The organism is Xanthomonas hyacinthi (genome assembly GCF_009769165.1).
GTDB lineage: Bacteria > Pseudomonadota > Gammaproteobacteria > Xanthomonadales > Xanthomonadaceae > Xanthomonas_A > Xanthomonas_A hyacinthi.
In genome coordinates this window covers 2,400,331-2,422,258 of record NZ_CP043476.1, presented here as the reverse complement: position 1 = coordinate 2,422,258, position 21,928 = coordinate 2,400,331, and the positions used below count along the sequence as shown (strand labels likewise).

Genomic DNA, 21,928 nt, shown 5'->3' with positions numbered 1-21,928 from the left:
GCGTTGCCGGACCTCGTCGCCCCGACCCCATTTCTCCCGACGCCTGGCGCCTGCCGCCGGCCTCTCCCAGGACCGCCTACGATGAAATCCAACTCCACCGCGCTGCTCGCGCCGTTGCTGCTGGCCCTGCTGCTCGGCGGCTGCGCCGGCGACGAGTCCCACGATGCCCATGGCGAAACCGACGCGCATGGCGCAGCCGGCGACGCCCAGGCCGAGGAAGCACGCAAGGGCGCACACGGCGGCCGCCTGCTCGAGCAGGACGGCATCGCGGTCGAACTGGCCATCGCCGAAGACGGCACGCCGCCGACCTACCAGGCCTGGCTGTACCGCGACGGCAAGCCGCTGCCGCCCGCCGCTGGCAGCGTCGAGGTGCAACTCAAGCGCCTGGGCGGCGGCGTCGAGACGCATCGCCTGCGCGCGCGCGACGACGGCAGCCTGCTGGCCGACAGCGTGGTGCACGAGCCGCATTCCTTCGACGTGGAGGTGCGCGCCACGGTGCAGGGCAAGCCACTGCGCTGGACCTATCCCAGCTACGAGGGCCGTACCGAGATCGCGGCGAAGATCGCCGCCGATGCGGGCATCCGCGTCGCGCCGGTCGGCCCCGGCAGCATCGCCGACGAGCACGAGGTGCAAGGCCTGCTGACCCCGGCCGAAGGCGCACAGGCGCAGGCCACCGCGCGCTTCCCCGGCCCGGTGCGCAGCCTGCGCGCCAATGTCGGCGACCGCGTGCGCGCCGGGCAGGCGCTGGCCACGGTGGAAAGCAACCTCAGCCTGACCACCTACACGATCAGCGCGCCGATCGCCGGCACGGTGCTGGCGCGCACTGCCAGCGTCGGCAGCAGCGCCGCCGAGGGCCAGGCGCTGTTCGAGATCGCCGACCTGTCCACGCTGTGGGTGGATCTGCACATCTTCGGCGCCGATGCCGGCCACATCGCCGCCGGCGCGCCGGTGACGGTGACCCGGATCAGCGACGGCACGGTCGCGCAGACCACGCTGGAACGCGTGTTGCCGGGCACCGCCACCGCCAGCCAGAGCACCGTGGCGCGCGCGCTGCTGCGCAACGCAGACGGTTTGTGGCGGCCGGGTTCGGCGGTGAAGGCGCGGGTCACGGTGGCGCAGCAGCCGGCCGCGCTGGTGGTGCCGGTGAGCGCCTTGCAGAGCTTCCGCGACTGGGACGTGGTGTTCGTGCGCGTCGGCGACACCTACGAAGTTCGGCCGCTGCAACTCGGCGCGCGCGATGCGCGCCAGGTGCAGGTGCTGTCCGGGCTGAAGGCCGGCGACGCGGTGGTGGTGGAGCAGAGCTACCTGGTCAAGGCGGACATCGAAAAGTCGGGGGCGTCGCATGATCATTGAACTGCGCGCTGCGCCCTGCCCCCCCTGTAGGAGCGGCTTCAGCCGCGACAGACACCCGAACGTAGACGCGATGCCGGCATATAGGTCGCGGCTGAAGCCGCTCCTACAAAAAAGCGCCGCGCCCGGAAGCCGCCGCCGTGCTCGCTAACCTGATCCGCTTCGCGATCGCGCAGCGCTGGCTGATGCTGGCGCTGACCGGGGTGCTGATCGCGATCGGCGCGTGGAGTTTCTCGCGGCTGCCGATCGACGCCACGCCCGACATCACCAACGTGCAGGTGCAGGTCAACACCGCCGCGCCCGGCTATTCGCCGCTGGAGGCCGAGCAGCGCGTCACCTTCCCACTGGAGACGGTGCTGGCCGGCTTGCCGGGACTGGAATCCACGCGCTCGCTGTCGCGCTACGGGCTGTCGCAGGTCACCGCGGTGTTCGCCGACGGCACCGACCTATACTTCGCGCGGCAGCAGGTGGCCGAGCGCCTGCAGCAGGTGAAGTCGCAACTGCCGCCGGCGCTGGAACCGCAATTGGGGCCGATCGCCACCGGCCTGGGCGAGATCTTCATGTACACGGTCGAGGCCAGGCCCAACGCGCGCAAGCCCGACGGCACGGCGTGGACCGCCACCGACCTGCGCACGCTGCAGGACTGGGTGGTGCGGCCGCAGCTGCGCAACGTGCCGGGCGTCACCGAGGTCAACACCATCGGCGGCTATGCGCGGCAGATCCACATCACCCCGGATCCGGCGCGGCTGGTCGCGCTCGGCTTCACCCTGGACGATGTGGCGCGCGCGGTCGAGGCCAACAACCGCAACGTCGGCGCCGGCTACATCGAACGCAATGGCCAGCAGTTCCTGGTGCGGGTGCCCGGGCAGGTGAGCGGCATCGCCGAGATCGGCGCGATCGTGCTGGACCGGCGCGAAGGCGTGCCGATCCGGGTACGCGACGTGGCCGAGGTCGGCGAGGGACCGGAACTGCGCACCGGCGCCGCCACCCAGGACGGCAGCGAAGTGGTGCTGGGCACGGTGTTCATGCTGGTCGGCGCCAATAGCCGTGCGGTGGCGCAGGCCTCGGCGGCCCGGCTCGCGCAGGCCAACCGCAGCCTGCCGCCGGGCGTGCAGGCGGTGCCGGTGTACGACCGCACCGCGCTGGTCGACCGCACCATCGCCACCGTGGCCAGGAACCTGGTCGAAGGCGCGCTGCTGGTGATCGCGGTGCTGTTCCTGCTGCTGGGCAATTTCCGCGCGGCGCTGATCACCGCGGCGGTGATCCCGCTGGCGATGCTGTTCACCCTCACCGGCATGGTCCGCGGCGGCGTGTCCGGCAACCTGATGAGCCTGGGCGCGCTGGATTTCGGCCTGATCGTCGATGGCGCGGTGATCATCGTGGAGAACTGCCTGAGCCGCTTCGGCCAGGCGCAGCAGCGCCTGGGCCGGGTGCTCAGCGCCGCCGAGCGCTTCGAGCTGACCGCGCAGGCCACCGCCGAGGTGATCCGCCCCAGCCTGTTCGGCGTGGGCATCATCGCCGCGGTATACCTGCCGGTGTTCGCGCTGACCGGCATCGAAGGCAAGATGTTCCACCCGATGGCGATCACCGTGGTGCTGGCGCTGACCGGGGCGATGCTGCTGTCGCTGAGCTTCGTGCCGGCGGCGATCGCGCTGACCCTGGGCGGCAAGGTCGCCGAGCACGAGAACCGCGCGATGCGCTGGGCGCGGCAGGCGTATGCGCCGCTGCTGGACGGCGCGCTGCGCCACGCGCGCTGGATCGGCACCGGCGCGCTGGCGCTGGTGCTGCTGTGCGGCGTGCTGGCCACGCGGCTGGGCAGCGAGTTCATTCCCAACCTGGACGAGGGCGACGTGGCGCTGCACGCGCTGCGCATCCCCGGCACCAGCCTGCAGCAGGCGATCACGATGCAGGCCACGCTGGAGCGGCGGATCAAGCGGTTCCCGGAAGTGGCGCACGTGTTCGGCAAGCTCGGCACCGCCGAGGTCGCCACCGACCCGATGCCGCCGTCGGTGGCCGACACCTTCCTGATCATGAAACCACGCGCGCAATGGCCCGATCCGCGCAAGCCCAAGGCGCAGTTGCTGGCCGAGATCGAAGCGGCGGTGCAGCAGCTGCCCGGCAACAACTACGAGTTCACCCAGCCGATCCAGATGCGCATGAACGAGCTGATCTCCGGCGTGCGCGCGGACGTGGCGATCAAGCTCTACGGCGACGATCTGGACACGCTGGTGCAGGTCGGGCGGCGCATCGAAGAGGTGGCCAGGAACGTGCCCGGCGCGGCCGACGTCAAGCTCGAGCAGGCCACCGGCCTGCCGATGCTGAGCGTGGTGCCGGACCGCACCGCGCTGGCCGGCTACGGACTCAATCCCGGCGTGGTGCAGGACACGGTGGCCGCCGCGGTGGGCGGGCAGGACGCCGGGCAGCTGTTCGAAGGCGACCGCCGCTTCGCCATCGTGGTGCGCCTGCCCGAGGCGCTGCGGCAGGACCCGGCGGCCTTGGCCGATCTGCCGATCCCGCTGCGCGGCGATGGCGAGCGCGGCGATGCCGACGAATCCAGCCGCGCTCCAGGCTGGCGCAGCGGCGCGCCGATCACCGTGCCGCTGCGCGAGGTGGCCAAGGTGCAAACGGTGCTGGGGCCGAACCAGATCAACCGCGAGGACGGCAAGCGCCGCATCGTGGTCACCGCCAACGTGCGCGACCGCGACCTCGGCGGCTTCGTCGCCGAGCTGCAGCGGCGCGTGCAGGCCGACGTCAAGCTGCCCAGCGGCTACTGGATCGGCTACGGCGGCACCTTCGAGCAGCTGATCTCGGCCGGGCAGCGCCTGGCCTGGGTGGTGCCGGCCACGCTGCTGCTGATCTTCGCGCTGCTGTACTGGTCGTTCGGCTCGCTGCGCGATGCGGCGATCGTGTTCAGCGGCGTGCCGCTGGCGCTGACCGGCGGCGTGGTCGCGCTGGCGCTGCGCGGCATCCCGCTGTCGATCTCCGCCGGGGTCGGCTTCATCGCGTTGTCCGGGGTGGCGGTGTTGAACGGGCTGGTGATGATCGCCTTCGTGCGCAAGCTGCGCGAGGACGGCCTGCCGCTGGCGCAGGCGCTGCGCGACGGCGCGCTGGCGCGGCTGCGGCCGGTGCTGATGACCGCACTGGTGGCGGCGCTGGGCTTCGTGCCGATGGCGTTCAACGTCGGCGCCGGCGCGGAAGTGCAGCGGCCGCTGGCCACGGTGGTGATCGGCGGCATCGTGTCCTCCACGCTGCTGACCCTGCTGGTGCTGCCGGTGCTGTACCGCTGGCTGCACCGGCGCGACAATGCCGCAGCGGCGTCCGCCGCAGCGGATGCTCCGACTTTGGCGAGGTGAGCGATGGCCGACAGTTGCTGCGGTTGCGGCAAGACCCTGGATGTGGCGGCGATGCAGGCGCGCCAGCGGCGGGTGCTGTGGTGGGTGCTGGCGATCAACGCCGGCACCTTCGCGATGATGCTGGGCAGCGCCTGGCACAGCGGCTCGGCCTCGCTGCTGTCCGGCAGCCTGGACAATCTCGGCGATGCGCTGACCTATGCGTTGAGCCTGGCCGTGGTCGGCGCCAGCCTGGCGGCGAAGGCGCGGGTGGCGCTGCTCAAGGCCGCGTTGATCCTGGCCGCGGCGCTGGCGGTGGCCGCCGGCATCGGCTGGAAGCTGCTGCACCCGCAGCTGCCGCTGTTCGAGAGCATGGGCGTGGCCGCGGCGCTGAACCTGGCCGCCAACCTGCTGTGCCTGCGCCTGCTGTGGCCGTACCGGCGCGGCGACATCAACCTGGCCTCGGCCTGGGCGTGCTCGCTCAACGACGTCTACGAGGGCGTGGCGGTGATCGCGGCCAGCATCGCGGTGTGGGCGTTCGGCGCCGGTTGGCCGGACCTGCTGATCGCCGCGGCGTTGCTGCTGCTGTTCCTGCGCTCGGCCTGGCAGGTGGCGCGGCGCGCCTGGGCGGAACTGCGCCAGGCCCGCGCGACGCCAGTAAGTGCTTGCGACACAAGGGAAAGGCATGCATAATGCGCGGCTCGCTGTGCCCGGCTCCGGCCGGAACGGCGGCCGGATGCGCGATCTCCGGCCGGCCTCTCCCAGCGTAACTGTTTGATTTCCCACGTCGCGTGGTGGCCACAAGGCTGCCGGGGCCGCCGTCTCCCAGGCTATGGGCGACTCAAACTAACTTATCGAGGTGCGTAATGTCCCGCGTATGCCAAGTGTCCGGCAAGCGTGTGCAGACGGGTAACAACGTCTCCCACGCCAACAACAGAACCCGTCGTCGCTTCCTGCCCAACCTGCACGAGCGCCGCTTCTGGGTCGCCAGCGAGAACCGCTGGATCAAGCTCCGTGTCTCCGCGCATGCGCTGCGCACCATCGACAAGAACGGGATCGATGCCGTTCTGAAAGAGCTGCGCGCGCGCGGCGAAAAGGTCTGAGGAGTAAGCAATCATGGCAGGCAAGCGTGACAAGATCCGTATGATTTCCTCGGCCGCCACCGGCCACTTCTACACCACGGACAAGAACAAGAAGAACACTCCGGGGAAGATGGAAATGATGAAGTACGACCCGGTCGTGCGCAAGCACGTGCTGTACAAGGAAGGCAAGATCAAGTGATCGACTGATCGCTGGATCGCGTTTCGAGGTCGACACGAAACCCGCCGCAAGGCGGGTTTCGTGCGTCTGCGGCCTGCACATTCCGCAGCGGTCGCATGCCGCCGCCGTTGGCGCGGCGCAACCGGTCCCGCGTGCGCCGCCACCGCGGCGACACACGCAATGGTTGCGTTTACCGCCGCAGCCCGCAGAATCGGGCGACTTGGCTTGCGAAGGGTCACGATGCTGCCGTTCTGGTTGGAAGGCACCTGGCTGCTGGCGCTGGACTGGCTGATCCGGCTGGTGGCGTTGCTGTGGATTCCCGCGCGCACCACCCCTGGCGCGGCGCGCAGCTGGCTGCTGCTGGTCGGGTTCGTGCCGGTGCTGGGGCTGCCGCTGTATCTGCTGCTGGGCCATCCGTGGCTGTCGCGCGAGCGCATCCAGCGCCAGGCGCAGGCCTCGCAGGTGATCCGCGAACAGCAGGTGCCGTTGACCGCGCTGCGCTGGACTCCGCCCGCCGACACCGCGATCGCCGAAGTGGTGCCGCTGATCGAGCGCCAGGGCGACTTCATGCCCACCCGTGGCAACACGGTGGAATTGCTCGACCGCTATGCGGCCTCGCTGCAGGCGCTGATCGACGACATCGATGCGGCCGTCGAGCGCGTGCACCTGCTGTACTACCTGATGTTCGACGATGCGGTCGGCGACGCGGTCGTGGCCGCGCTGTTGCGCGCCGCCGCGCGCGGCGTGCGCTGCCGCCTGCTGCTCGATGCGCGTGGCGGCAAGCGCGGGCTGCGACGCTATCGCAAGCGCCTGCGCGCGGCCGGCGCCGAGGTGCAGGCGCTGCTGCCGGGCGGCTTGCGCTGGCGCCGCAGCGGGCGCATGGATCTGCGCAACCATCGCAAGATCGCGGTCATCGACAACCGCGTCGGCTATACCGGTTCGCAGAACCTGGCTTCTGCCGAATTCGTGCGCGGACATCCCAACCGCGAACTGGTGGTGCGCTTGCAGGGGCCGGTGGTCGGGCACCTGGAGGCGGTGTTCGCCAGCGACTGGTTCATCGAGACCGGACAGCGCCTGCGCGTGGCCGACGGCACCGCGGTGCACGGTGCCGACACCGCCACGCAACTGCTGCCCAGCGGCCCGGCATATCCGTTCGAGAACGCGCGCGATGCGGTCAACGCGCTGATCCACCTGGCGCGGCGGCGGATCGTGATGGTCACGCCGTACTTCGTGCCCGACGAGGCCACGCTCAGCGCGCTGCGCATCGCCGCGCTGTCCGGCGTGGACGTGCAGCTGATCCTGTCGGAGAGCAGCAACCAGCGGCTCACCGCCTGGGCGCAGGAGGCCTACTACGACGAACTGCTGCGCAGCGGGGTCAAGATCGCGCTGTACCGGCCGTGCTTCCTGCATGCCAAGCACCTGAGCGTGGACGAGGGCATCGCCCTGGTCGGCTCGATCAACCTGGACATCCGCTCCTTCGCGCTGAACGCCGAGATCGGCGTGCTGTGCTACTGCGCCGAGGTGGTGCAGCGGCTGCGCGCGGTGGAGGCCGATTACCTGGCCGATGCGCGCACGCTGTCGCTGCAGGACTGGCGCAAGCGGCCGGCGTGGCGGCGCAGCCGCGAAGGCATCGCCCGGCTGGCCGATGCGCTGATGTGAAAGCGCGCGCATATGACAGCATGATGTCGCCGCCATGCGCGATGGTTCCCAGCCGCGGGCGGAGCCGGCGAGGGCATCCCTTACAATCGCCGGCATGAGCGAACTCCTGCCCACCGCTTCCGATGGCGACTGCGACTGCGATATCGCCATCGTCGGCGGCGGTGCGGCCGGCACGCTGGTCGCGTTGCAGTTGCTGCGGCAGGCCACGCATGCACTGCGGCTGCAGCTGATCGAACCGCAGGCCGCGCTGGCGCAGGGCGTGGCCTATGCGACGCCGTGCGCGGAGCACCTGCTGAACGTACCGGCCGGGCGCATGAGCGCCTTCCCCGATCTTCCCGACGACTTCCTCGACTGGCTGCAGCAGCAAGCCTTGTATCCGGCGCTGCAGCGCGCCGCGCTGGCGCAGGCCTACGTGCAGCGCCGCCACTACGGCGACTACCTGCGCGCGCGGCTGGCGCAGGCGCAGGCCGCCAGCCCGGCGCAGCTGCAATGGCGGCAGCTGCGGGTGCTGGCGCTGGACCGGGACGCGCGCGGCCAGGCGCTGCAACTGCAGGATGGCGCGACGCTGCGCGCGCGCGCGACGGTGCTGGCGCTGGGCAACAGCCTGCGTCCGCTGCCGGCGCGCGGTGCGCCCAGCCTGCCGGCGCACGTGCGCGTGGATGCCTGGAACTACGCACAACTGCGCGCGATCCCGCGCGAGTCCACGGTGTGCATCGTCGGCGCCGGCCTGAGCATGGCCGACAGCGTGCTGACCCTGCTCGCCAATGCGCACCGCGGCCCGGTGCACGTGATCGCGCGGCACGCGTTGCTGCCGCTGCCGCATGCCGACCGCGCCGACCACGCCGCGGCCGAGTTCGACCCGCAGCCGTTGCTGGCCTTGCCGTTGCGCCAGCGCCTGCGCGCGCTGCGCCGGCACGCCGCCGCGGCGCAGGCGCGCGGTCTGCCGTGGCAGAGCGTGATGGAGCGGCTGCGGCCGCTGGGCCAGGCGCTGTGGCAGTCGCTGTCGGCCACCGAACAGCGGCGCTTCCTGCGCCACGCGGTGCGTTACTGGGACGTGCACCGGCACCGCATCGCCGCGCCGGCGTTCGCGCAACTGCAGGCGATGCGCCGGGTCGGCCAGTTGCGCGTGCATCGCGCGCGGCTGGACACGGTGTTCCCGGTCGGCGCCTGCGTGCAGGTCAATGCGGTCGGTCCCGACGGGCTGGCGCTGCAACTGGACGCCCATTACGTGGTCAACGCCACCGGCGTGGAGCTGCGCGCACAGACCATGCGCAACCCGCTGCTGCAGCAACTGCTGGGCTGCGGCCACGCCGCGCCCGGCGCGCACGGCATCGGCATCGCCACGGCTGCCGATGGCGCGCTGCTCGACGCCGACGGCCGTGCCGATCCGCGCATCCGCGTGCTCGGCAGCCTGCGCATCGGCAGCCTGTGGGAAAGCCTGGCGATCCCGGAGCTGCGCGAGCAGGCGCAGCAGCAGGCGCAGGCGTTGCTGTGCGAGTTAAGCGCCGACGCAAAGTGAAAGCAAAGCGTGCCTGGCTGCCGTGATGGCGCCTGCGCAGCACGCGCTGGGGTGTTGGCAGCCAGCGCCGCGTTGTGGCAGCGACTTCAGTCGCGACGGGCGTGACCGGTAGAGGCTGGCGCGACTGATGGCCCGAGGCCACCCGGAGTCGCTCGCACAGGCTTCGTGGTGTATGAACAGATGCCAGAAAAACGCGCTGTAGCGTTTTTCCCCAGGGTGTTGTAGGCAACCGAGTATCGACTGAGCGGCTTCAGCCGCGACAGACTAAGCCCCGACCTCCACAGAGCGTTGCGTCGTTCGCCCGAGCAGCAGGTAGATCGCCACCGCCGCCACCGCAGTGATCGCCGCCAGCGTCCGCGCCAGCACTGCGAACCCGTCGGCATAGGCGTGCCGCAACTGCGCCAGCGACACCGCGCTGCCCGCATGCGCGGCCTGCGCCAGGTCGCCCGCGGCCAGGCGTTGCGCGGTCTCGGCCAATGCGGCGCTGGCCGCCGCCGGCACCATCGCCGCCAGCCGCCACTGGATCAGCCCGGCCAGCAGCCCGGCCACGCTGGCCAGCGCGATGCCTTCGCCGGCCACGCGCAGGGTGCCGAAGATGCCGGCGGCCATGCCGGCGCGCTCCTTCGGCACCACGCTGACCGACAACGCGTCCATCAGTCCCCACGGCAGCGCGGTGCCGGCGCCGATCAGCAACAGCGCCGGCAGCGCCTGCGCGGGTGGACGTGCGCCCAGCCAGTACAGTCCGACCGCGGCCAGCCCCAGTCCGGCCGCGGACAGTGCGCCCGGGGCGATGCGCTGCGCCAGTGCGGCGGCCATGCGCGGCACCACCAGCATCGGCAGCGACAGCGCCAGCATGGTCAGGCCGGCGTCGCTGGCGCGCTGGCCGTCCACGCCGATCAGCCGCAACGGCAGCAGCACCAGTAGCACCACGTAGCTGTAGCAGGTGGCCACCGGCAGCAGCTGCACGCCGACGAAGTGCCGGTAGCGGAACAGGCTCAGGTCCAGCATCGGCCGGCGGCTGCGCCGTTCGATGCGCACGAAGCCGATCAGCAGCGCCGACGCCGCGCCCAGCAGGGCCAGGGTCGGCAGGCTGTACCAGCCGCTGTGCGGACCCTGGATCAGCCCCGCGGTGAACGCGGCCAGCGCCGCGCTGAAGCACAGCGCGCCGGCATGGTCGGCCGCTCCCGGGGCGGGGTCGCGCGACTCGCGCAGGCAGCGCGCGGCGACCGCCCAGGCCAGCGCCGCCAGCGCCGCCAGGCCGAAGAAGATCGCGCGCCAACCGCGATGCTCGATCAGCATGCCCGCGGCCAGCGGGCCGAACGCCAGGCCGGTGCCGAAGGTGGTGCCGAGCAGGCTGAACGCCCGTGCCCGCGCCGCGCCGGCGTACAGCTGCGCCAGCGCCGCGGTGCCGCCGGCCAGCGCCGCGGCCGCGCCCACGCCCTGCAGGGCGCGCAGCAGATCGATCGCCGCCACCGAGCCGGCCAGGCCGACGCCCAGCGAGGCGACGCCGAACAGCCCCAGCCCGCCCAGGAACACGCGCTTGCGGCCGTGCCGGTCGGCCAATGCGCCCGCGACGAGCAGCAGGCTGCCGAAGCTGAGCATGAAGGCATTGGTGATCCAGGCCAGCGCCAGCGTGCTGCCGCCCAGCGCGGCGCCGATGGTCGGCGTGGCGACCGCGCCGCCGGAGAAGTTCAACGGCAAGGCCAGCGCGGCCAGGCACACGGCGGCGAGTGCGGCGCCGCGCCGTACGGGAGCGGCGGCAGGCGGGGGATGGGCGGAAGCGGTGGTCATCGCGGGTGGCTCGGTCGGCGGGTGCCGGGATCGCCAATAGAGATAACGCGGCAGGAGCGGGCGAAAAACACCGCGGATTTCCGCAGATACCGGAGCAAAATTCCTTAATATCCGCAGATGGATCGTCTGACTGGCATCGTCGCCTTCGTCCGCGCCGCCGAACAGCTGAGCTTCGTCGGCGCCGGCCGCGTGCTCGGCATCTCGGCCTCGGCGGTGGGCAAGAGCGTGGCTGCGCTGGAACGCGAACTGGGCGTGCGCCTGTTGCAACGGACCACCCGGCGCATCGCGCTGACTGCGGAAGGACGCCTGTTCCACGAACGCTGCCAGCGCGTGCTGGAGGAACTGCGCGAGGCCGAGAGCGTGCTGGCGCAGACGCGGCAGGCGCCGCGCGGATTGCTGCGGGTCGGCCTGCCGACCATCGGCTACCGCTTCCTGCTGCCGTTGCTGCCCGAGTTCCGCCAACGCTACCCCGAGGTGGAGCTGGAACTGGAATTCGACGATCGCCTGGTCGACGTGGTCGAGCGCGGCCTGGATGCGGTGATCCGCAGCGGCACGCAGGCCGATTCCAGCCTGATGTCGCGGCGGCTGGGGCCGTTCCGTTTCTGCATCTGCGCCGCACCCGTCTACCTGCGCCGCCGCGGCGTGCCGCAGACGCCGGCGCAGCTGGCCGCGCACGACACCCTGCGCTTCCGCTTTCCCACCACCGGCAAGCTGCACGAGTGGCCATTGTCCGAACCAGCGCCGCTGCCGCCGGCGGCGTTGACCTGCAACAACATGGAGGCGCTGCGTGCGGCGGCGATCGGCGGCATGGGCATCGCCTGCATGCCTGAGTTCCTGGCGCGCGACGCGTTCGACGATGGGCACCTGCAGCGCCTGCTCGATGGGTATCTGGGCGACAGCGGCCAGTTCTTCGTGCTGTGGCCATCGAGTCGGCAGCTGTCGCCGAAGCTGCGCGCGTTCGTGGATTTCGTCGCCGACCGGCTGTTCGCGGCGCCGTGAACATGGCGCAATCGCTGCCTTTCGCGTCGGCGCCGCCCCGGTCGCAGCCGATGCGCCGCCGCAACCGGTAAAATGTCCGGGTGGATGTCTCCCATTTGCTCGATGCTCTGAACCCCGCCCAGCGCGAGGCCGTCTCCGCACCGTCCGGCCATTACCTGGTCCTGGCCGGCGCCGGGTCCGGCAAGACGCGCGTGCTCACCCACCGCATCGCCTGGCTCAACGAAGTCCATGGCGTGCCGGTGCACGGCATCTTCGCGGTCACCTTCACCAACAAGGCCGCCGGCGAGATGCGCCAGCGCACCGACCTGCAGCTGCGCAACGGCAGCCGCGGCATGTGGATCGGCACCTTCCACGGCCTGGCGCACCGCCTGCTGCGCCTGCACTGGCCCGACGCCAAGCTGCCGGAAAGCTTCCAGGTGCTGGATTCGGACGACCAGCTGCGGCTGGTCAAGCGCGTGGTGCAGCAGCTGGAACTGGACGAGGGCAAGTTCCCGCCCAAGCAGATCGTGTGGTGGATCAACCAGCAGAAGGACGAAGGCCGGCGTGCGCAACACATCCAGCCCGAGCCGCGCGACGAGTGGACGACTACCCTGCGCAGCGCCTACGCGCTGTACCAGGAGCGCTGCGACCGCGCCGGCCTGGTCGATTTCGCCGAGCTGCTGCTGCGCGCGCACGAGCTGCTGCGCGACAATCCGGCATTGCTGGCGCATTACCGCAGCCGCTTCGGCGAGATCCTGGTCGACGAGTTCCAGGACACCAACGCGATCCAGTACGCGTTCGTGCGCGTGCTCGCCGGCGATACCGGGCGCGTGTTCGTGGTCGGCGACGACGACCAGGCGATCTACGGCTGGCGCGGCGCCAAGGTCGAGAACGTGCAGCGCTTCCTGAAGGATTTCCCGAACGCGCAGACCATCCGCCTGGAACAGAACTACCGCTCCAGCGCCAACATCCTCAACGCCGCCAACGCGGTGATCGCGCACAACCCGGACCGCATCGGCAAGCAGCTGTGGACCGATTCGGGCGACGGCGACCCGATCGACCTGTACGCGGCCTACAACGAGATCGACGAGGCGCGCTACGTGGTCGAGTGCGCGCGCCAGTGGGTGCGCGACGGCGGCAGCTACAGCGAGGCGGCGGTGCTCTACCGCAGCAACGCGCAGTCGCGCGCGTTCGAAGAATCGCTGCTCGCCGAGCAGGTGCCGTACCGCGTCTACGGCGGCATGCGCTTCTTCGAGCGCGCCGAAATCAAGGACACCCTGGCCTATCTGCGGCTGGTCGCCAACCGCGCCGACGATGCGGCGTTCGAGCGCGCGGTGAACACGCCCACGCGCGGCATCGGCGACCGCACCCTGGACGAAGTGCGGCGCCTGGCGCGCGCGCAGTCGCTGTCGCTGTGGGCCGCCGCGCAACAGGCCGCGCAGCAGGGCGGCGACCTGGCCGCGCGCGCGCGCAACGCGCTGGCGCAGTTCCTGGGGCTGATCGAGCAGCTGTCCACCGACGTGGCCGGTCTGCCGCTGCCCGAGCAGATCGACCAGGTGCTGGCGCGCTCGGCGCTGCGCGAGCACTGGAGCAAGGAAAGCCGCGGCGGGCTGGATTCGGAATCGCGCACCGACAATCTGGACGAACTGGTCTCGGTCGCCTCGCGCTTCGTGCGCGCCGACAACGACGCCGACGCCGACGAGGGCCGCCAGGCGATGACCGAACTGGTCGCGTTCCTGGCCTACGCCTCGCTGGAGGCCGGCGAAGGCCAGGCCCAGGCCGGCGAGGACGGCGTGCAGCTGATGACCCTGCATTCGGCCAAGGGCCTGGAGTTCCCGCTGGTGTTCCTGGCCGGCATGGAAGACGGCCTGTTCCCCAGCGCACGCTCGCTGGAAGAGAGCGGCCGGCTGGAGGAAGAGCGGCGCCTGGCCTACGTCGGCATCACCCGCGCGCGCCACAAGCTGGTGCTCAGCTATGCCGAGTCGCGGCGCATCCACGGCCAGGACAACTACAACGTGCCCTCGCGCTTCCTGCGCGAGATCCCGCGCGAGCTGCTGCACGAAGTGCGGCCGAAGGTGCAGGTCTCGCGCAGCGCCTCGCTGGGCGCGCCGCGCAACCTCGGCCACAGCGCCATCGAAGCCCCGGCGATCCGGCTCGGCGCCAACGTGCAGCATCCCAAGTTCGGCGGCGGCGTGGTCATCGACTACGAAGGCAGCGGCGCGCACGCGCGCGTGCAGGTGCAGTTCGACGAGGTCGGCGCGAAGTGGCTGGTGATGGCGTACGCGAATCTGACGGTGATCTAGGGCGTGTCACCAATCCCCGAGCAGATCGCGCCGCGCTTGCGCGTGCCTGGGGCAGGGAGAGCGGGAGGACGGAGCTGGCGCGATGCGATGACACGGCACCGTGTGCGCGCAAGCGCGGCCCTGCGGCGCCCAGCGCCGGTGGCAGCAGTGCCAGCGGCACCGGCGGCAGGTGCCGCGCGGGTCCGCACCCGCAGCGCGCGTCCGCGGGGCAGCCGGCTGCCGTTCGGTTTTCAAACGCGTCCTTCGCGAGGCTAAAAGTCCCCGGCCAAGACCTGCCCAATAATTGCGCGACACAATTTCATGCAGGCGTGCCAATGACAGGATTCCGCAAGGTTGCAGGCGCTACGGCCTCGCACTCGGGGGTCGCTGCGGCGAGTGACGACGCGGCGCGGGGCGTATCGGCCGACGGATTCGCGCCGCCATCCGGAACACAAGACGCGCAGGCGGCAGGGACGTCGCGGCAGCGTCGGCCGCAAGGGCCCATCGATCACTTGCCGCAGCGCGGGGAGCTGCGCCGGTGTCGACCGCGCGAGGAGGCTCCCGCTGCGCCGGAAGAGGACGGCCGTGCGCCGCAGCGGCGACGGATGGACGCGACGGAACAGGTGCGGCGGAGAGCGCGCAACGAAGCAGCGCCATTGGAACGGCGCGTGAGGCCCCGCCTGGATCAGCGCGCGGAGCGGGAACAAGGTTCTCCCTCGGCCGCGCCCATCGATTGGATCAGCGACAGCCGCCGGGCGAACCAGGCGAAGAAGAGTCGGCAATGGCAGACTTGCCGCGAGGTCGCGGAGAAGCTGTGCGCACGGGGAAGCGATGCTCCCGAGTGGCGCCACGCTCATTGGATTGGGTGTTCTCTGCTGGCCAACGCCTTCAGCCAGGCCCCGGAGCTGCGTTTGCCGAAGCCGGGATATGCGTATCGGCAGGCGCTTGGGCTGATCGGCCGTGGCCTCGCCGAGGCGCGCCATCTCCCGCCGTGCGATCCGCAAAGCGCGGCGAGCCTGGCCAACGCGCTGGCCAAATGCCTCGACCTGAAGAATCTGCCGGACGAGGCCGCACTTCGCCTGCAATGCGTGCAAGGCATCGCTCGGATCGCCGACGAAGTCGGCCGCGGGGCCAAGCAGGAACGCCTGACCTATCAGGAAGAACCGCAACTGCGCGAGTTCCAGACGCATCACCTGGCGCAGCTTTGCAATGGGCTGTCCAAGGCCTTGCAGCACAGCGCTGACGACGCATTCGCAAAATCCTGCGAGGCATTGGGTTTGATCGGCAGGGCGGTGGTCGTGCGCAGCATGTGCGCTGGGTTGTCGGCGTTGCAGGCAAGAACGCTGGCGATGATGGCCAACGGATTCGAGCATCTGTTCGACAAAACGATTGAAGCGCAGGCAGCGCCGCAGCCGCTTCTGCGTGGCGCCGTGGAAGATGGCGGCGCCGCCTTGGGGGAAATGGGCCGAGAGGTCGCTGTGCGTCTGTCGTCGGCGACAGACCGATTGCCGGCATTCAATCCGCAAGACGTCGCGATGCTGACCAATGCGCTCTCCAAGGCACCGCAGAGCTCGGACAGCGTAGAGGGGCTGATGGCGCTGGGCCGGGAGATGGTGCGCAGGGATGGCCTGCGAGGCGGGTTTGCGGATTACACCGATCAGCAGTTATCGATGGTGGTTCATGGCTTGGCCAAAGCGTTCGACGAGAACGATTGCAGGTCCGGGCTGATTGCAGTGGGCCGGGAAGTAGGCCGACGTGCCGATGCTCAAGGTGGATTGCCCGGCTACGATGCTCGCAACCTGTCGATGCTGGTCGGCGGCCTGGCCAAAGCGAGCGAGGATCCGCACGCGCGCGATGCGCTGCTCAAGGCAGGTTGTGAAGTCGTACTGCGTGCGCATGCGCCTGACGGGCTCTCCAGGCTGTCTCCACAGTGCTTGGCGATGCTGGCCAAGGGGCTGAGTGCGGTCGTCGGTCACAAGGACGGTATGGCTGGCCTGGTTGCGATAGGCCGGGAGCTGGAACGGCGCAACGCGGCACATGGGAGACTCCGGGAGTTCAAGAGCCAGGAACTGGGAATGTTGGCAAATGGGTTGAGCACCGTCGGGGAAGAGGGGAACAGCCCGGCGGGATTGAGCGCGGTCAGCGAAGAGGTGCTGCGCCGGGCCGACCTGCCCGGTGGCTGGTCTGACTTCGGCAACCCGGGTCTGGCCCTGCTGGCAAATGGGTTGGCCAAAGGGACCAAGAACCGATGGAACGTACGTGCCTTGTGCGCCATCGGCCGCGAGGTCGCAGAAAGGTTCCACCGTGCGCCAGGGGGGATGGAAGACATCGATGGCCAGCAGCTATCGATGCTGGCCAACGGTCTGGGCAAGGTGGTCGAGGACAGTGGCGATAGCGCTGGTTTGCTTGCGGTGAGTCATGAATTTGCGCGGCGAGAGAGGTTGCATCGCGGGTTATCGGACCTAAGCAGCCAAGGCCTGGCGCTGGCGGCGATCAATTTGGCCAAGGTCGCTGAGGACGATGCGGGAGCTGCCGGCTTGGCCGCCGTGGGTCGGCAGACGTTGCGTCGGAGCTATATGGATGACGGCTTGTGGGCGGCGGAGGACTTGCATTTGGCGATGCTGGCCAGCGGCCTGAGCAAGATGACCAGCGATCGCGACTGCCGCTCCGGGTTGCTGGAAATAAGCAAGGAGGTGGCGCGGCGCGATGCTGTAGGCGACGGACTGGCGTGTCTGACCTCGCAGAGCCTGTCAGTATTGACCAATGCTTTGGGCCGCCTGGCCGAAGACGGCACCGGCGCAAGCGGGCTGCTTGCAATAAGCCGGGAGGTGGCCAGGCGGGCCGATGCAACGGGCCGGTTGCCCGGCTTCGGCTCGTTGCACTTGGCTTTTTTGGCCAGTGGCTTGGGCAGAGCGGCTGCGAACAACGACGTGGACGCCGGGCTGCTCGCGGTAAGCCAGGAGGTGGCACACAGAGCGGATGCAGCAGGCGCGTGGTCCGAATCGCCTCAGTACCTGGCGATGCTAGCCAATGGCCTCAGCCGCCCAGGGGCTTTGGAGACGGCGCAGATGGACATGCAGGCCATCGCGGAGAGCCTGGGCGCAGGTGGCCACGCGTACGCGATGTTCGACCAGGCCCATCTCGCGCAGTTGGCCAACGCGCTGTCGCGGGCGGCGATGTGGGCAGAGGACGGCGCTGACGAGTCCCTGGAGGCGCTCATGCGGGGTCGCTTGCATGAACTGACCGCGCATCTGATCCAGGCGCCCGAGCGGCTCACGCAATTCTCGTTCTTGAGCTTGTCGGTCGTTCTCAAAGCGCTGGCCAAGACCGGCCTGTACGACGACCTCGCTGCACTGGCCAGGCCTGCACTGCAGCGCCTCGAAGCGCTGCATCTGCAGACCGGTCTGCGCACCAGCAATCTGGAGACGGTGAGTGGTGTGTGCGTCGGCTTGCTGCCGTTTCTGCGCAGCAAGGAGCCCGGCCTACGCCGTCATCGGCGGTCGGTGCTGGAACTGCTGGAGCGTCTACAGCCGCTGGTAGAACGCAAAATCGCTCTCGCGCTGGCACACGGCGCGCAAGCGGAGGACGCGGGGGGCCGAAACGCCGCAGGGGAGGAGATGCGGGCCGGCCGCCAACTGGGGCGCTCGCTTTACCTGACGCTCAAGACCTACGTGACGGTCGCCCACCAATGGCGCTGGCGGCACGTGGGAGGGACGCCGCAAAAGGCCGATGCCCGCCGCGCATCGCTGGAGGATTGGCTAAAGGGCGTGGCCGCGCGGGCGGGCGCAGTGCTGGATGGAGAGCTCGGCGCAATGGGCTGGGCCGTGCAGGCGCTCATCGAATCCGATGAGGTCACCGGCGCGCTCCACCACTACCTTCACGCCCATGCCGCGCAGATCGAGGATCAGCTGGCTCAGGCCGGTCAGACGCCAACGCCGATCCGGCTGGACGCAGTGGCAGCCCAATGGCGTCACTCGCCGCGCGTGCCGCACGACGGCGCAGGCGTCTGTCTACCGTCACCGCGCGTGGACAGCTTTGGCCGACCAGTGGCCCGTGGCGCGGAAGAAGACGCGTCCAAACGCTACACGGTGCTGGCCCGGCTCACCAGAAACATGCCTGTCATCGAGGTGGAACTGGAGAGTCCGCCAAGTGCTTTCCAACTGGAACGCACCGTGACCCACGACAACGTACCGTACTGCTTCAATCTGTTCGGCGGCAGTGCGGCGAAGCTGGGGCGCTCACAATTCGAGGACATGCAGGACCAGGCCGCGCAACAAACCAGGCGCAAGCCCAAGTTTGTCGGGGTCCGGGTCTGCGACATGCTGCCGGATGCCCCGTTCGTGCAGATGCTAGCCAAGCTGTTTCCGAACAAGGAAAGCTTCTGGTATTTCCAGCGACTCATGAAGCCCTCGCCGCCGCAAGGAATTCCGGGGTTGGGGCCGGCAGACCATGTGCTGGAAGGCCAGTTCCGGATGTGCTTCATGCCGGATATTGCGGATCGCACAGACGCTGCGATCGCGCACCCATTCAAATTGCGCGACCGCAGCGGCCGCCCGGTCGCGGTGCAGCCCTACGATGGCTGCGGTTTCATCAAGGCCTCCGTGGCCGAGCGGATGCCGGCGTATCGCCGTGCAATGGGACTGGAGGGTGGAAAGAGGCTGGACCCGATCGGCCACAGCCGCGCCTCGCACATGTCGTTGAGCGCCTTGCAGCACTATGCGCCGAACGATGCGGTGGCGGAGGAGGCGGTGCGATCGCTACAGCGGACATTGCCGGATTTGTCGGAGGAGCCGCGCGGAGAAACGCTGTTCCGCTGCGCGGTCAACGGCCTGATGCAGGGCAAGACCGCGATCTTGGTGGCGGCGACGGACGATAGCGCGCACCTGCCCGCGGCCAAGAGCGCGGATTGGGACGGGGCGGATCTGCTGATCGGCAAGTCGCCCTACGACCAGGCCAACATGGTGGTTTTTGCGCCGGAGCGGATTGGCACTGAAGCGGGCGGCGACGCCACCGCGCAATTCCTGGGTCGGTGTGCGGCGCTTCAATACAGCTACGTTGGCGTGGAAGATGCGGTGCAGGCCCTGGATCGGCAGGATCCTGCGCCAGCCAGGGCGGAAGCCGACAAGCCCTGGTTTGGCCTGAAAGGGATCGACATCGTGGTCCCCGATGCGATGTGGCCGGCCGAATATGCCGATTGCGACCGGGTCGGCCCGGCCAAGGACGTGAAGGTGCATAGCGACTGGCAGCAGGCAAAGGCGCCCGTGGAGCGCGATACCAACGTGGAAAGCCGGGGTGTGTATGTGGGCACGGAAGTGTATGCCCCGGGGTCGCTGGCGGCACTGCCGCTGCACACCATCAAGCGCCTGGATGCCGACTGCGATGGCGACCCGGTGCAGTTGTTTGCCGGCCGTCCGGCATTGAGCCAGTACGTGCGCGAGGCCGAACAGGAACGGCAGGCGCACCCCAAGCCCTCGTTCAAGCCACCCAAGACGCACACGCCGGCCATCGACCCACATACTGGCGCCTACGATCCCAGCCGCACGACGCAGATCCTGGCGATCTACAAAGGCGCGATTCAAGCCTTCACCGGACTGCAGGTCAGTCTGCTGGCGCAAACGCCCGAAATACAGACATGGGTGGCCGAGCGCGCCGTCATCGGCACCTATGAAGGCACCGATAGCACGCTGGGCAAGGACCTGCGCAAACTGTTGGAGGCCGACGTCCCCGACCCCGTGGCAGTCGCTCGCAGCGCCGACGCGGCGGCAACCGATGTGGAGCGGGCGTTGTACCCGCCTGCACGGCACATGGCGGAACTGCTGAGGGATCTGCTGGCGCAATGGCGCGATGGCAAGGAACAGCCACTCGCATTGCCCGCGGCGATGCACGAACTCCTGCCGCGCCTGGCGACGGCCTACGAACACGCCGGCAGCACGCGCGAACGCCTGCAGGCGGTGGTCGATCTCTATCCCCGGCGCAAGCTTGAGTCGCGGCTCGGTTATGAGTCGAAGGACGTGCTCCTGAGCCTGCACAACCTGCTCAGCATCGGCATCAAGGTGGGCACCGATTCTTACAAGTCCGATACGGCCACCGGGATTTTCAGCAAATGCGCCGAGTCGCTCAAGAACCTGCTGTGCCGCGCGCCGGGTTATCAAAGCGTGCCCTATACAAAAGGCGCGGGCCGGCGGCTCGTTGCCGGCAGGCTCGAAGCGCGCGCCGTCCTGGACGATCTTGAGGGCATTCCCACGCTGGCCGCGCGGGTCATGCAGCGTTGCAGCGAGCACCTGGTGGAGAAGGGGCTGTGGCCGAGGAGTGGACAGTGGCTAAGGCCGATCACCCCGAAAATGCGCGAGCAGGCGGCCGAGCAGGCGCGGCAACTGGCGGCGAAGGCCCGCTGCGCAGAGCCGGCTACGCGCCGCCTGATGGAAGCTCTGCTGGAGACGTTCAAGCACGACTGCCAACCGGCATTGACCGAGAAGCGGTTGCGGTCGCAAGGCTCGCTGCAAACCTACATCCTGTCGCGCATGCGCAATGACGGGATCGATGCGAACGAAGCAGCGCAGCAGGTGCGCAATGCGCTGCGTTACACGATCGTCAGCGAACCGGAGAAATTGGTGCGCACAGTGCGCAAGATGGTCGACGAAATGGAAGCGCGTGGGTTCCGGCGGGTGAGGCAACGCAACGCATTCGTGTCCGGCACGACTTACAAAGGCATCGTCGTGCATCTGCAACTGCCTCGTCAGGAGGCCGATGCGCTGCCGCTGTTCCAGGTGGAATTCCATACGCCGCAAAGCCTGCTCGCGAAGCAGGAGTTGCATGGCCATTACAAGCGCAGCCAGGCCGAAACCCTGGCCGAGGCGCCTGATCCCAAGCTGCTGCAGTCCTGCAGCGACGCCATGCGCGAAAGATGCGCGCAGGTGCCTGTGCCGCCAGGCGCCAACCAGATCAGCGATTACAGCTACTTCGGGCATGCCCAGCCGCGTCGGGCACGCATCGCGAATGCGCCGCGCACCAACAGTCAGCGCGCTGCGGGCAACGAGGCGCCGTCCATGCAACTGGCCAAACAGCTGCAGCGGTTTGCGTTGGATCGCGAGCCGACCATCACTGCTGCCGTCGGCACGGTGGTGGAGCGGATGCAGCAGGCTGCCGGCGCAGCACGCGTGCGGCTGAACGTCGGCGATCACGGCAAGAGCTGGAAGTCGATCCGCAGCAAGATCGAGATGGCGGCAGGCAAAAGGCCGAAGGTCGAGGATCGCGCCCGCGCAGCGGCGCATGTCCTCGATGGGCTGCGCTACGAAGTCGTCATCGCCGAAGAGGTGTTCGCGGCGCAGTCCGAGATGGCATTGCAAGCGCTGCGCAAGGACGGCATGACGCTGCTCAGAGTGAAAAATGCCTTTGCTGCGCCGCTGTCGCAGGACAACCCTTATCGCGGCATCAACGCGATCTACATGGACGAGGCCGGCCAGGCCTTCGAGGTGCAGTTGCACACGCCTGCCAGTGCCGATGCCAAGAAAATGGCGCACACCGCGTACAAGGTCCTGCAAAAACTGCAAGCCGAACAGGGCAGGGGCAAGGACGTGCGCCACAAGCAGCCCAGCTTCGTGCGCAACCAGGAAGCCAACGCAAGCGCCTGGCAAGGCGTGCGCCGGCCACCCGGGGCTGCAAGCATTCCACCCTATCAGGCGGCTGAACACGCCTGGGAAATGTTTCGGGCAAAGCTGCGCGACCGCCTTGGCGCCTGAGGATCGCGTTGGGCGATGCCG

11 protein-coding genes are annotated in these 21,928 nt (G+C 69.2%); 10 read left to right on the top strand and 1 reads right to left on the bottom strand.

The annotated features are described in order from the left end of the window. The first annotated feature begins 81 nt into the window (after window positions 1-81). The 7 genes from FZ025_RS10760 to FZ025_RS10730 all read left to right on the top strand — a co-directional run bounded on the left by FZ025_RS10760 (window position 82) and on the right by FZ025_RS10730 (window position 9,117). Entirely contained in the window at window positions 82-1,353 is a 1,272-nt protein-coding gene (locus FZ025_RS10760) for an efflux RND transporter periplasmic adaptor subunit (RefSeq protein WP_104558461.1), read from the top strand. A 137-nt stretch (window positions 1,354-1,490) separates the two neighbouring features. Beyond that, window positions 1,491-4,703, top strand: coding sequence for an efflux RND transporter permease subunit (locus FZ025_RS10755; protein WP_104558462.1), 3,213 nt, complete (start codon window positions 1,491-1,493; stop codon window positions 4,701-4,703). 3 nt (window positions 4,704-4,706) lie between these two features. Next, the gene (locus tag FZ025_RS10750; protein ID WP_104558463.1) at window positions 4,707-5,372 is read left to right on the top strand and encodes a cation efflux transmembrane domain-containing protein; all 666 of its coding nucleotides are present in this window, start codon (window positions 4,707-4,709) and stop codon (window positions 5,370-5,372) included. 173 nt (window positions 5,373-5,545) lie between these two features. Continuing rightward, window positions 5,546-5,782 carry a 50S ribosomal protein L28 gene (gene rpmB / locus FZ025_RS10745; RefSeq protein WP_003467012.1) on the top strand — a complete coding sequence of 79 codons (237 nt, stop codon included), beginning with the start codon at window positions 5,546-5,548 and terminating at the stop codon, window positions 5,780-5,782. Between the two features lie 10 nt (window positions 5,783-5,792). Continuing rightward, window positions 5,793-5,960, top strand: a complete 168-nt coding sequence (gene rpmG / locus FZ025_RS10740) for a 50S ribosomal protein L33 (protein ID WP_170867542.1) — start codon at window positions 5,793-5,795, stop codon at window positions 5,958-5,960. 219 nt (window positions 5,961-6,179) lie between these two features. Continuing rightward, window positions 6,180-7,598, top strand: a complete 1,419-nt coding sequence (gene cls / locus FZ025_RS10735; protein WP_104558464.1) for a cardiolipin synthase — start codon at window positions 6,180-6,182, stop codon at window positions 7,596-7,598. 94 nt (window positions 7,599-7,692) lie between these two features. Then, window positions 7,693-9,117, top strand: a complete 1,425-nt coding sequence (locus FZ025_RS10730; RefSeq protein WP_104558465.1) for an FAD/NAD(P)-binding protein — start codon at window positions 7,693-7,695, stop codon at window positions 9,115-9,117. Between the two features lie 264 nt (window positions 9,118-9,381). Here FZ025_RS10730 and FZ025_RS10725 read toward each other — a convergent pair whose 3' ends face one another. After that, a complete protein-coding gene (locus FZ025_RS10725) occupies window positions 9,382-10,908 on the bottom strand; it encodes an MFS transporter (RefSeq protein ID WP_104558466.1) in 1,527 nt (508 codons plus the stop codon). A gap of 117 nt (window positions 10,909-11,025) precedes the next feature. On the opposite strand from FZ025_RS10725, the gene FZ025_RS10720 reads away from it, so the two are divergent. The 3 genes from FZ025_RS10720 to FZ025_RS10710 all read left to right on the top strand — a co-directional run bounded on the left by FZ025_RS10720 (window position 11,026) and on the right by FZ025_RS10710 (window position 21,907). Further along, window positions 11,026-11,907: a LysR family transcriptional regulator gene (locus tag FZ025_RS10720; protein WP_104558467.1), complete on the top strand. Its 882-nt coding sequence runs from the start codon at window positions 11,026-11,028 to the stop codon at window positions 11,905-11,907. Between the two features lie 80 nt (window positions 11,908-11,987). After that, window positions 11,988-14,189 (top strand): DNA helicase II, encoded by a 2,202-nt coding sequence (gene uvrD, locus FZ025_RS10715; RefSeq protein ID WP_104558468.1) that lies wholly within the window; start codon window positions 11,988-11,990, stop codon window positions 14,187-14,189. Between the two features lie 647 nt (window positions 14,190-14,836). Beyond that, on the top strand, window positions 14,837-21,907 hold the full coding sequence (locus FZ025_RS10710) for a hypothetical protein (RefSeq protein ID WP_158185554.1): 7,071 nt from the start codon (window positions 14,837-14,839) through the stop codon (window positions 21,905-21,907). The last annotated feature ends 21 nt before the right edge of the window (window positions 21,908-21,928 follow it).

Coding starts and splice junctions, on each gene's coding strand:
- FZ025_RS10760 (WP_104558461.1), top strand. CDS start 82: ATGAAATCCAACTCCACCGCGCTGCTCGCGCCGTTGCTGCTGGCCCTG.
- cls (WP_104558464.1), top strand. CDS start 6,180: ATGCTGCCGTTCTGGTTGGAAGGCACCTGGCTGCTGGCGCTGGACTGG.
- FZ025_RS10730 (WP_104558465.1), top strand. CDS start 7,693: ATGAGCGAACTCCTGCCCACCGCTTCCGATGGCGACTGCGACTGCGAT.
- FZ025_RS10750 (WP_104558463.1), top strand. CDS start 4,707: ATGGCCGACAGTTGCTGCGGTTGCGGCAAGACCCTGGATGTGGCGGCG.
- FZ025_RS10725 (WP_104558466.1), bottom strand. CDS start 10,908: ATGACCACCGCTTCCGCCCATCCCCCGCCTGCCGCCGCTCCCGTACGG.
- rpmB (WP_003467012.1), top strand. CDS start 5,546: ATGTCCCGCGTATGCCAAGTGTCCGGCAAGCGTGTGCAGACGGGTAAC.
- FZ025_RS10720 (WP_104558467.1), top strand. CDS start 11,026: ATGGATCGTCTGACTGGCATCGTCGCCTTCGTCCGCGCCGCCGAACAG.